Consider the following 12,036-nt stretch of genomic DNA (forward strand, 5'->3'; position numbering starts at 1 on the left):
ACCCGTTGATATCTTCCTGTTAGCCACCCGTCACATTGACGTCAGTCTGCTCTCCCTAGAGTGGTGGAACCTCTAGGGTTAAGGAGAGTGTTGTGGCGACGCTCATTACGTTCAGGAAAGCGCTGGCTTCGGCCTTGGTCATAGGCTGTGCGGCCGTTGCTACTGCCGTCTTTTACGGGGATTCGACGTCTGGTGCCACAGTCGCTGCGACAGCGCCGGCGGTGCCTGTCAGGATCGGGATCGTTGAGCAACGCTCTGTACCGGTACTGATCCGCGCCCTAGGCAATGTGCGCTCCCAGCGCAGCGTTGAGATTCGCGCGCAGGTCGACGGTGTGCTCGTCGAATTGCCGGTCAAGGAAGGGCAGCTTGTCCGACGCGGAGACCTGCTCGCTCGTATCGATGATCGATCGATTGTGGCTGCGGTAGAGCAGGCCAAGGCACAGGCAGCGGTGACCGAGGCTCAGTTGGTGTCCGCCCGGCTGGATCTGCGCCGCTATCAATCGTTGGCCAAAACCCAGGCCATTGCTACCCAGACGCTGGATCAGCAACGTGCGCTGGTGGCCCAGCTGGAAGCCACTTTACGCACCCACGAAGCCAGCGTGGCAGCCAGTCAGGTACAGCTCTCACATACTCAAATCCGTGCGCCGAGCGATGGTCGGGTAGGGATTCACAACGTACATGAAGGCAATTTTCTAAGGGCCAGCGATGCACAGGGGCTGTTCTCCGTGGTGCAGCTGGACCCGATCAGCGTCGAGGTGTCGTTACCCCAGCGGATGTTGCCGCAATTGCAGGCGCTGCGGCCTGGCAGCGAGAGCGACCCGGTGCTGCTGCAGGCGTACTCGGGCGACGGTGGTTTGCTGCTCGGCGAAGGGCTCCTGACGCTGATAGACAACCGAGTGTCGACGCAGACTGGAACCATCCGGATCAAGGGCGACTTCGCCAACCCAGACGGACGCCTATGGCCGGATCAGTCAGTGACCGTGAGCCTTCCGGTGCAGACCTTGCCGAACGCGTTGGTGGTGCCACATCGAGCACTGCGCCAGGGTGTCGATCAGGTCCTGGTCTGGCGTGTCGTGGACGGCAGCGCCGCGCCCCAAGCGGTACAGGTGCTCCATTCTGATAACGAGATTGCTGTGATCAGTGGCCTGGCCGTTGGGGACACCGTGGTGGTCGATGGGCATTCGCGGCTGCGGCCGGGCGTGGCCGTCCGTACGCTCGATGAGGCCCAGCAACCGGAACCTGCGATGGCCACCCGGAGGGGATTCTGATGGCCCCGCGCAGCCTCTACGCCTGGTTCATGGATCACCCGGTCGGCACGATTCTGCTGACCGTCGCCCTGGTGCTGCTTGGCGCGCTGGCATTCCCGCGCTTATCCATCGCGCCGTTGCCCGAGGCAGAATTTCCGACCCTGCAGATAACCGCCAACCTGCCCGGAGCCAGTGCCGAAACCATGGCCTCGTCGGTGGCGACGCCCCTGGAAGTTCAGCTCAGCACGATCTCGGGCATCACCGAGATGACCTCGTCCAGTTCCCTGGGCATGGTCACGCTCAACCTGCAGTTCAATCTGGAAAAAGACATCGACAGCGCCGCCCAGGAAGTCCAGGCCGCGATCAATACAGCCTCGGCGCGGTTGCCGGAGGACATGCCGAGCCTGCCGACGTGGCGTAAGGTCAACCCGGCCGACAGCCCGATCCTGATCCTGCGCGTCAACTCCGACCACCTGTCCCTGATCGAGCTTAGCGACCACGCCGAAACCGTTCTGGCGCGGCAGCTCAGCCAGATTCAAGGCGTCGGCTTGATCGATGTGGTCGGTCAGCACCGGCCGGCCATACGCATCCAGGCCCGCCCGGAAGTGCTTGCCGGCGCCGGGGTGACACTGGGCGACATACGCGAAGCCGTACAGCGCTCCAGCGTCAACCTGCCGAAGGGGGCGCTGTACGGCAACAACCGCATCTCCACCTTGGCGGTCAACGACCAGCTGTTCGAGGCGCACGAATACGAGGACATAATCGTCACCTACCGCAACGGATCGGCGGTGCGGATCAAGGACCTGGCGACGGTCCGGGTTGGCGCGGAAAACGACTATACCCAGCACTGGCCCAATGGTCGACCCGGCGTGGTTCTGGTGATTCGGCGTCAACCGGGCGCCAATATCGTGGCCACTGCCGAGCGTATTCAGGCAGCCCTGCCGGGGTTGCGCGAAGCGCTGCCGGCGGCGATGGAAGTCGAAGTGCTAAACGACCGTACGCGCACGATTCGTTCCTCGCTGCACGAAGTCATGCTGACGCTGGTCATCGCGATTGTGCTGGTCGTAGGGGTGATGGCGCTGTTCCTGCGCCAGTGGTCGGCAACGCTGATCGTCGCAACCGTGCTGGGGGTTTCGCTGGTTGCGACCTGTGCGGTGATGTATCTGGCCGGCTTCAGCCTGAACAACCTCACCCTGGTCGCTATCGTGATAGCGGTAGGGTTCATCGTTGACGATGCCATTGTGGTGGTCGAGAACATCCACCGGCATCTGGAGGCCGGGGACACTCGCTACGACGCGGCGCTCAAGGGTGTACAGGAAATCGGCTTCACCGTGGTGTCGATCAGTGTGTCGCTGATCGCGGCGTTCATTCCGCTGTTATTCATGGGCGGTGTGATTGGACGCCTGTTCCGTGAGTTCGCCTTGACGGCGACCGCCGCCATCCTGATCTCGGTGGTGGTCTGTCTGACCCTGGTGCCAACGCTGGCGGCGTTGTTCATGCGGGCACCGAAACACCGTCAGTCCAGCACGACGGGCATAACCGGGCGGCTGGTCAGCGGCTATGACCGGGTATTGCGTTGGGCGCTGGATCACCAGCGCACCATGCTCGGCATCTTCGGGTTGAGCGTGATGCTGAGCGTGGCGAGCTTCGTGATGATTCCCAAGGGGTTCTTCCCGCTGCAGGACACGGCTTTCATCGTCGGCTTCACCCAAGCCGCACCAGACATCTCCTATGACGAGATGGTCGCCAAGCACCAGGCACTGCAGGCGGTTATCAGCCAGGATCCAGCCATCATCAGCTACAACCATGGCGTCGGCGGTGTTGCCAGCGACTCGATAGGCAACGGCCGCATGTGGCTGGTGCTCAATGATCCCGGGGAGCGTGACGAGAACGTCAGCGAAGTCATCGACCGACTGCGCCCACAGCTGGCGCAGGTGCCGGGAATCCAAGTCTTTCTGCGTGCGGCCCAGGACATCAACATCGGCGCTGGGGTGCCCCGTGCCCAGTATCAATATGTCCTGCGCGCACAGAGCAGTGCGGAGCTGGCGCAGTGGACCCGGACGTTGACCGATCGACTGCGGCAGATGCCCGAGTTCCAGGACGTGTCCCATGACCTGCAACTGGACGCCAATATCACCCGCCTGAGCATCGACCGGGATGAGGCCGCCCGCTACGGTTTCTCCGCCGTTGACGTCGATAACGCCCTGTACGACGCCTTCGGCCAGCGCCAGATCAACGAATACCAGACTGAGACCAACCAGTATCAGGTTGTGCTCGAGCTGAGCACGGCGCAGCGGGGCAACGCCGAGAGCCTGGCCTTCTTTCATCTGCGTTCGCCCACCACGGGCGAGATGGTGCCGCTGCGTACCTTCGCCCGCCTCGAGGACCAGGAAAGCGGCCCTCAGGTCATTTCCCATAACGGCATGCTGCCGGCCGCCAATATCTCGTTCAACCTGCGTGCCGGTGTCGCCCTGGGCGACGCAGTGGCGCAACTCAATGCGCTGCAGTTAGAGATCGGCATGCCGGCTTCGGTGACCGGCACCTTTCAGGGCGCCGCTGAAGCGTTTCAGGCTTCGCTGGCCAGCCAGCCGCTGCTGATCCTCACTGCATTGCTGGCGGTTTACATCATCCTTGGCGTGCTCTATGAGAGCTTCGTCCATCCGCTGACCATCTTGTCGACGCTACCGTCGGCCGGCGTTGGCGCCATTCTGTTGCTGTGGGCTTGGCAACTGGATTTCTCGATCATGGCGTTGATCGGGCTGATTCTGCTGATCGGCATCGTCAAGAAGAACGGCATCCTGCTGATCGACTTCGCTCTGCATGCCCAGCGGGTAGGCGGGTTGTCGCCACGCGAGGCGATCCACCAGGCTTGTCTGACGCGCTTCCGTCCGATCGTGATGACTACCCTGGCCGCGCTGCTCGGGGCGGTGCCGCTAATGCTGGCGTTCGGAACCGGGGCGGAGCTGCGTGAACCGCTGGGCGTGGCCATCGTCGGCGGGCTGATGCTCAGTCAGGTGCTGACGCTGCTCACCACCCCCGTCGTGTACCTGGCACTGGATCGCTTGTCCCGGCGCGATCGCGCACCGGCCACCGCTCAACCGACAGGAGAGGTGGCATGAACGCGCGAGCATTATGGGTACTGGTGGTCATGCTCGGCTTGGCTGGATGCGCGGGCCAGGCGGGCAGGGACGAACCGCTCGAGCAGCCAGCATCCGCACTGCCGTCAGCACTGGCTGTTCTGTCTCCGCGCTGGTGGGAGAGCTTCGAGGATCCATCGCTCGAGCGTCTGATTCGCCTGGCACTGCGCGACAACCTCGACCTGTTGAGCGCCAATGAGCGGGTACGCGAGCAACGTGCGCAACGACGTCTGGCTGCGGCTGCTCTGGGGCCTGATATCGCCATCAGCGGTCAATACGGACGTGCCCGCAACGCGCAGGACGGCCGAACGAACGACCACTTCTACGGGTTGGATCTGGCTTGGGAGCTGGATGTATCCGGTCGGTTGCGTGCCCTGCGCGATGCCAGCGACGCCGAGCTACGTGCCTCTTGGGAGGACTACCGGAGCTTGCGCATCGGGTTGATGGCCGAGGTTGCCAACACCTACCTGAGCTATCGTCTGGCGCAACAGCAGTTGGCGATCGCCACCCGCACTGGCGAGACGCAGCGTGAAATCGCCCGGGTGACCCGTGAACGCTTTGCCCAGGGGACCGTGAGTCGCCTGGATCTCGAGCGGATCGAAGCCCAGGTGCAGATCACCGAAGCGGAAATCCCCGTCGCACGTCAGCAACAAGTCGATGCACGTTACGCGCTGGCCTATCTGCTGGCCACTGAATATCAACAGGTTGACGCGATTCTTGCGGATGGGCCAGAAACGACAAGCCTGCCGAATGAGGATGCGTTGGCGGCGTTGCTCGAGGTGCCGGTGGAGATCCTGCGAGAACGCCCCGATGTACGCGCAGCCAGTGAGCGCCTCACGGCGGCGGGAGCGGGGCTGGCTGCCAGCCGGGCCGCGCGCTATCCGCAACTGACGCTGGGTGCCTTGGGCGGATTCGAACGTGGCACCAGCGTCCCCGCCTGGTCGCTGACCGCAGGGCTGCTGCAGCCGCTGTTCGACTTCGGCCGCATTCGCGCTGGCATCGAGGCCAGCGATGCACGCCAGGCACAGGCGCTGCTGGCCTACGAAGCGTCGCTACGCCAGGCGATGCGGGAAACCCAGAGCGCCATTCATGCCTACGGTCAGGGCTGGCAACGCCAGCAGCGCTTCGACCAGGCGGCTACGTCCGCCACGCGTGCGGTCGCGCTGGCGCGTAACCAATACCAGATCGGCACCGTGTCGCTGTTGGAGGTCCTGGATGCCGAACGCAGCCTGTTCGATATCCAGCGCAATCAGGTGCAAGCGAGCGCCGACATCTCGCTGCGCTGGGTCGAGCTGCACCGGACGATCGGCGTCGCGCCCGCCCTTCCTTCCACGCCGCTTGCCGCGAACGGTAACTGACCCATGCGATCGCTATTCACTGCGCCGGAGCGCTCGAAGCTCGGGAGCGATCGAAGCGCCATTGAAAGAGGTGAACAACGCTTGGAATCTTGGGTGCTGCTCGACCTGTTTAGTCGTCAACGCTAGCGGAGTTGATCGGCGGCGCCTTCAACGTCCAGGCGATCGCTTCCCATTCAGACAAATCCGATCCAGCGGCCAGCGATGAGGATCGAAAGCCAAAGCATGGCGGAGGCGGCGGCGAGGGTACGAACTCGAACAGTTAGCTGGTTGCTGCACAGGGCGGTATTAAAGTGGCCGCCGCGATGCTGGAGAGTGATGTTACAGATTGCCACCACTAGCAGTGCCGCTTTGTAGCGAAACGCTGGGTTCTCTGCGTATTCGACCGGTTTCACGGAGAACAACCAAAGGCCGGTAATCACCGCGAGCGTGAAGCCCGTCGCTGCCGCGCGTACAAGAAAGGGTCCAAGGATTGGCAGAGCCCGCGCGTGCCGTGACCGTAAAACGAGCCAATCGAGGGGCAAGATCGCGCCTAGCAGTAGCCCTATGCCAAGGATGTGAGCTGCATTGACGACGAGATAGGCGATCCAGGATTCCTGCAGGAAGACGGCGCCGGGCCAGGCGGCGATTGATTGCAGAAAAACTGTCATCGCCGCGGCGTCATTCCTTGATGCGTTCCGGATACATGTCGTATTGCTTGCCGCCGACCGTAACCCGCACGGCTTTCATATGCGCTTCGTTCGGCTCTTTGGTACGGTTGCCGAGTACCGTGATGTCATCGCCCACTTTGGCAGTATCGCCAGTAAAACCGGAACGTTGTGTCTGGTTCGGATTCCCCAGATCAACTCGCCATACGCGGCCGTCTTGAGCCTTTACGCGTAAGACCGGATGAGGTGGAGCCATCGAAATTTCATCAATTGTGCCCTTCAATTCCGAGAGCTCTTCTTCTGCCCAGGCCCAACCGTGGTGAGCGAAGACTTGTGTTGTAGCCAACACTATCGCTGTGACACAAAGGACTGAGGCCATACGACGGGCAAATTTGTTCGCCGTGATGGAGGCTGCTCGGATGGCGGTTCGGCTTTCGCTTGATATCGACATGATGATGCTCTTGAGGCGAATAAGTAGGTGTTGGACACATTGAACGCGGCTTCCGGTAAAACAAGAACTGCCAGTGCCTACCGTCCTAAATGATGTGTAGCAGGTTCTGGGGACTTTCGCTTTCAACGTCATGTTCAAACGCTACGAGCTGGACGCAACACCGGACGAAGACCCAACCAAACGTCAGATCGCTTGTCAGTTTCATTACCGCGCACGAATAACCAGATAAGGAACTGACATGAAAAAGAGCTTATTGCTGTTGGCCGGGCTTTGCGCGGCGCTAACTGGCGGTGCCCATGCCCAGGAGAAGCCAACCGTTCAGTTCATTGCCACCGGTGGCACGATTGCCATGAAAATCGACCCGGTCAAAAACGCACCCGTACCTGCCATTTCTGGCGATGATTTGCTGGCCACCGTGCCTGAAGTGGCAAAGCTCGCCAAGATCGAAGTCAATAATCTATCGAACGTGCCTTCGGACTACATGGATCCCCCGCGGTGGGTGGAGCTTTCCAAGGCAGTAAACACTGCACTTCAGAATCCGGAAGTTTCGGGTGTGATCGTGTCGCACGGCACTGACACCCTGGAGGAAACCGCCTTCTGGCTTGACCTGACCGTAAAATCGGAAAAGCCCGTCGTCGTTATTGGGGCACAGCGCAACGCGTCCTCTTCCGACTTCGACGGCCCCCGCAACCTGCTCAACGCTGTGCGGATTGCGGTTGATGAGCAAGCAAAGGGCAAAGGCACCATGCTGGCCATGAATAACCAGATCAATGCTGCGCGCCATGTGACCAAAACCCATACGGCCAACGTAGAGACCTTTCAATCTGGCGATTACGGTTTTCTAGGGGAGGTGTATCCCGACCGCGTGATTTTCGCCAGGGAGCCACTACGCCGACAGCATATCGAGATCAGCGCCGACACCATGCCAAAAGTGGAGATCGTTGCCATGTATGGAGGCGCCGATGGCAGCCTGCTGCGCAGCGCTGTCGACCAAGGCGCTGAAGGAATCGTGGTGCAGGCGCTGGGCATGGGAAACATGAACCGGCCGATGTTCGAGGCGGTGAAATATGCGCTGGGCAAGGAGGTACCGGTAGTCATCTCGACGCGTGTCTATAACGGGCGAGTCATGGCCAATTACGGCTTCGAGGGTGGCGGTAAAACGACCGCCGATGCAGGCGCCGTCATGGCAGGAAATCTGAGTCCACAGAAGGCGCGCATTCTGCTGATGCTGCTTTTACAAAGCGGTAAATCGGGACAACAAGACCTACAGGCCGCATTCGACGAGATGTGAACACCCTGGACATGCAACAGTCGGCGCATGCAGGCCGCGAAGCAATGTAGCGGCGGCGCTTGAGTCGCGCAGCCTCGGTCACTGATCGTGGTCTTAAAGCCATGCACCTGAGTGCCGATATGTTGGGCTTCCTCATGGAGGCCCTCATGAGACTTTACGGTTTGCAATGGCGGCAATGTTGGGATTGGCGCCGGGATACCGGGTGGCCCCACCGAGCGCGAATGATCAATCGTTAGCGAAGCTGACGGAATACGATCGGGATGATGCGAATCGCATCCGTCACGTAGCGCTTCACCAGGCGCCGCGGCTCCGTGCACATACGATGCAGCCATTCAAGTGACATACGTTGCATCCATCTGGGCGCGCGCTTGACCTTGCCGGACAAAAAATTGATTGACGCGCCCACACAAAGCCCGACGCCCTGAGCCCCTCCGTTCGCATGGATCAGCTGGCCCAGAAGTTCCTGACGCGGACACCCGACGGCCAGCACGACCAGTTGTGCCGGGTGGTCGGTAACGAAATCCAGGCACGCTTGGATCTCCTCTGGGCGATCGAAGAAACCCATGGGTGGGTTGTGATGGATGAAAGTCACATTTCGGTATAGCTGACGCATCGTCTGTATTTCCGAGGCGTCACTGCCAATCACCGCTACTCGCCATTTCCTCGCGTCCGCGATGCGCATGAGTTCCTCGGTCAGATTGCTGCCAGGGATGACCTCGCGCACCTGGATACGCATGAGCTTCATCAAGCCTTTCAAGACCTGGCTATCGCATATCCGGTGGCTGGCGTTGGCATAGGCGCGACGTAGCTCGGGATCGTCTTCGAGCCGTACCACATGATTGACGTTGGGCGTCACGATATAACTGAACTCGGTATCGCTCGCCTCGATGATGTGCGAGATGAGTTCAGCATTTGATCCATTGTAGAGGTCGATATCGAATACCCTGAGCGTGTTTTGTCTGTCATTGCAACAGGACGGTCCTTCGTCTGCACGAGGCTCACTCCATCGCGGTTGCTTATGCAAAACTCTGCCTCCTCGTTCGGCGTTTGGGATGCGTTCAAGCCAAGAACTGCTGTGTCGCTGCAGTTCTTTCGTTGCTCTTAAACTGAACCCAGTCGAACGAAGAGGTTCGAGCGAGGTGCCGAGAGGCCAGACGCAGCAGCTGAACCCGCATCGATGGCCAGCGCCGAGAATGCTGTCGGTCGCCCGGTGCATGCCGTCCGGCCATGAGTGCGAACTTCCTCGGCACTAGACCCGCTCGATGTGCGTCGGGAAACACCACACCGGCAATGGCTTGCGGTGAAAGCCTGGGTGTGGCGGGGTGCCCAAAATGTCGAGCATTTCGATATGCGGGGTGTTACCGCGTCTCGCACGCATTTGCGTGGACGTTCCGGTAAAAGTACATCGACACGGCATGAACAGCGCAAGCCGAGTGGGGGCTTCTCAACCCGAGAGACCGGCTTCGGCCGCCGAATCGAGTATCCAACGACGGAACGCGGCGACCTTTGGTCGTTCGTGTCGGGCTTCTGGGTAGACCAGATAGTAGGCAAAGTCCTCTAGCAGCGTGACCCCCGCAACCTTAACGAGCTGCCCCTGCGCGAGTTCAGGAGCCACCATGGCGGCCGGCAGCAGCCCCACACCCTGGCCCGCCAGTACGGCCTTGACCAGCAATCCCGAGTCATCGAAGGATGGCCCCCGGGGCGGACCCACATCTTCTATTCCTTGCGACTGGAACCAGCGATGCCAGGCCTTGCGCTCCGCATCATGTACGTGCGGCCAGTGCGTCAGGTCGGATGGCGTTGCTGGCTGACCCAATCGTTCAACGAGTTGCGGGGCTGCCACCGGAACGATCTCCGCCGCCAACACGCGGTGACTCGCCAGCCCCGGATAAACGCCAAGTCCGTGCCGGATGGCGACATCAACGCTATCGCGGGAGAAGTCCACCAATTGATTGCTGGTTACCACCCGCAGATCGATCTCCGGATTGTCGTTCTGGAATTGCGTCAGACGCGGTACGAGCCAGGCTGACGCGAAGAACGAAGTCACGCTCACAGTCAGCATTCCTGTCTCCATGGCGCTGGCAATGCGACTGGAGGCTTCGGTTATTTGCCTGAAGGCGTTGCGTACCGGCGGCAGGTAAGTCTGCCCGATATCGGTCAGGAAGATGCCCCGGTTCACCCGGTGGAATAGCTTGACGCCCAGATGGAACTCGAGCGTTTTGAGCAACTGACTTACTGCGCCAGGTGTCACGCATAGTTCTTCAGCGGCGTTCTTCACCGACAGGTGTCTTGCCGTAGCTTCGAACGCACGGAGTGCATTCAGTGGGGGCATCTTGCGCTCGATCATTTAGCTCACCTAACTCGAAACCGACAGAAATACTCGTTTGCGCGAGCGTTTGTGCAGGGTCACTATTCTTTCAGCTTAGTCACCTTGATGCGAATCATGCATGCGTGATCAAGCTTATCTATACCTTTCGTGGAGATGGATCACGTGACCACCCAACCGACAGCTCTGCATTACCTTGAATTGACTCAGCTCGCGGCTCACATAAGAACGCGCCAGATATCACCAGTCGAGGTCGTGCAGGCGCAGCTGGACCGGATTGCAACCATGGACGGTAGCCTCGGTAGCTACGCGCTTGTGACGGCGGATATTGCTTTGTCCCAAGCTGAAGCGGCCGAGGCGGAGATCGCGACGGGCCGATACCGAGGACCCCTGCATGGCATACCGATCGCGGTGAAGGACCTGTTCTGGACCAAAGGCATACCGACCGCAGCAGGCATGCCGATTCATCAGGACAATCACCCAACCGAGGATGCCACTGTCGTGCGGCGTCTCAAGGAGGGCGGGGCCGTCTTGCTGGGCAAACTGCAACTCACCGAAGGCGCTTACTCCGATCACCATCCCTTGATTACCGCCCCCAAGAATCCTTGGAATACTGACTTCTGGCCTGGTATTTCTTCCAGCGGTCCGGGCTCTGCGACGGCGGCGGGGCTGTGCTACGGCGCGCTTGCCTCCGATACGGGGGGCTCGATTCGTTGGCCCTCTGCCGCCAATGGTGTGACAGGCCTGAAACCCAGCTGGGGGCGCGTCAGCCGTCACGGCGTGTTCGAGCTTGCTGCAAGCCTCGATCATGTGGGCCCCATGGCCCGGAGTGCCGAGGACATCGCCACGCTGCTCGCAGCCATCGCTGGCGGTGATCCGAAGGACCCCACTGCGATAACCGATCCGGTCCCAGATTACGTGGCGGCTGTAGGCCAGGGCATCCGGGGCGTACGGATAGGCGTGGACCCCGAGTGGAACAGCGCCGATGTTGACCCCGCTATTCAACGGGCGCTATTGGACGCGCTGGAGGTGTTTCGCTCGCTCGGCGCGCAGATCGCCGAAGTTGCCTTTCCGGACGTCCAGCAGGCGGTTGCGGACTGGTACCCGATATGCGCGGTGGAGGCGGCCGTCGCGCACCAGGCAACCTATCCTGCGCACAAGAGCGAATACGGCCCGGTGCTGGCGTCCGTTATCGAAGCAGGTAGCGCTCTGTCCGGCATCGATTATCAGAAGCTACTGCTGCGGCGACTGACTTTCCGTGGCAGCGTTTGCACCTTTTTCAACACCGTTGATTTGCTGCTTACGCCGGTACACCCCTTCGCACCACTGAGCCTCGACGCGATACAGACATTGGGTGAACAGCCCGAACTGATCGCCAGGCTGCAACGCTACACCTGCCCATTCAATCTGACCGGCAATCCCACCATCACCTTGCCCGGTGGCTTCACCGAATCGGGTTTACCCATAGGGTTCCAGCTCGTCTCTGCGCATCTTGACGAGGCAATGCTCCTTCGAGCCGGCGCCGCCTTTCAAAGCGCTACATCCTGGCATCGTTGCCATCCATTGGCCTAACGGGCATTTC

At 60.8% G+C, this 12,036-nt stretch carries 9 protein-coding genes; 5 read left to right on the forward strand and 4 right to left on the reverse strand.

What is annotated here, in order from left to right:
- The first annotated feature begins 104 nt into the window (after positions 1-104).
- Genes UF78_RS10530 through UF78_RS10540 form a run of 3 tightly spaced genes read left to right on the forward strand, consistent with a single transcriptional unit; the run spans position 105 to position 5,742 of the window.
- Positions 105-1,268, forward strand: coding sequence for an efflux RND transporter periplasmic adaptor subunit (locus UF78_RS10530; protein WP_045162199.1), 1,164 nt, complete (start codon positions 105-107; stop codon positions 1,266-1,268).
- A complete protein-coding gene (locus tag UF78_RS10535; protein ID WP_045162153.1) occupies positions 1,268-4,366 on the forward strand; it encodes an efflux RND transporter permease subunit in 3,099 nt (1,032 codons plus the stop codon). The genes UF78_RS10530 and UF78_RS10535 overlap by 1 nt, the downstream gene beginning before the upstream one ends.
- On the forward strand, positions 4,363-5,742 hold the full coding sequence (locus UF78_RS10540) for an efflux transporter outer membrane subunit (RefSeq protein ID WP_045162155.1): 1,380 nt from the start codon (positions 4,363-4,365) through the stop codon (positions 5,740-5,742). The genes UF78_RS10535 and UF78_RS10540 overlap by 4 nt, the downstream gene beginning before the upstream one ends.
- Before the next feature lie 173 nt (positions 5,743-5,915).
- On the opposite strand, the gene UF78_RS10545 is transcribed toward UF78_RS10540, so the two are convergent.
- Together UF78_RS10545 and UF78_RS10550 are read right to left on the reverse strand one after the other, a co-directional pair.
- Positions 5,916-6,389, reverse strand: coding sequence for a hypothetical protein (locus tag UF78_RS10545; RefSeq protein ID WP_045162157.1), 474 nt, complete (start codon positions 6,387-6,389; stop codon positions 5,916-5,918).
- A 10-nt stretch (positions 6,390-6,399) separates the two neighbouring features.
- Positions 6,400-6,837 (reverse strand): DUF6152 family protein, encoded by a 438-nt coding sequence (locus UF78_RS10550; RefSeq protein ID WP_230623616.1) that lies wholly within the window; start codon positions 6,835-6,837, stop codon positions 6,400-6,402.
- 238 nt (positions 6,838-7,075) lie between these two features.
- On the opposite strand from UF78_RS10550, the gene UF78_RS10555 reads away from it, so the two are divergent.
- Positions 7,076-8,128: an asparaginase gene (locus UF78_RS10555; protein WP_045162160.1), complete on the forward strand. Its 1,053-nt coding sequence runs from the start codon at positions 7,076-7,078 to the stop codon at positions 8,126-8,128.
- 232 nt (positions 8,129-8,360) lie between these two features.
- Here the strand turns inward: UF78_RS10555 and UF78_RS10560 are convergent, their stop codons facing one another.
- Together UF78_RS10560 and gcvA are read right to left on the reverse strand one after the other, a co-directional pair.
- Positions 8,361-9,344: a WecB/TagA/CpsF family glycosyltransferase gene (locus UF78_RS10560; protein WP_080890591.1), complete on the reverse strand. Its 984-nt coding sequence runs from the start codon at positions 9,342-9,344 to the stop codon at positions 8,361-8,363.
- 228 nt (positions 9,345-9,572) lie between these two features.
- Positions 9,573-10,475 carry a transcriptional regulator GcvA gene (gcvA, locus tag UF78_RS10565; protein ID WP_045162161.1) on the reverse strand — a complete coding sequence of 301 codons (903 nt, stop codon included), beginning with the start codon at positions 10,473-10,475 and terminating at the stop codon, positions 9,573-9,575.
- Positions 10,476-10,610: 135 nt separating this feature from the next.
- On the opposite strand from gcvA, the gene UF78_RS10570 reads away from it, so the two are divergent.
- A complete protein-coding gene (locus UF78_RS10570; RefSeq protein ID WP_045162162.1) occupies positions 10,611-12,026 on the forward strand; it encodes an amidase in 1,416 nt (471 codons plus the stop codon).
- Positions 12,027-12,036 lie beyond the last annotated feature (10 nt).

This window comes from Stutzerimonas stutzeri (genome assembly GCF_000952685.1).
Lineage (GTDB): Bacteria > Pseudomonadota > Gammaproteobacteria > Pseudomonadales > Pseudomonadaceae > Stutzerimonas > Stutzerimonas stutzeri_E.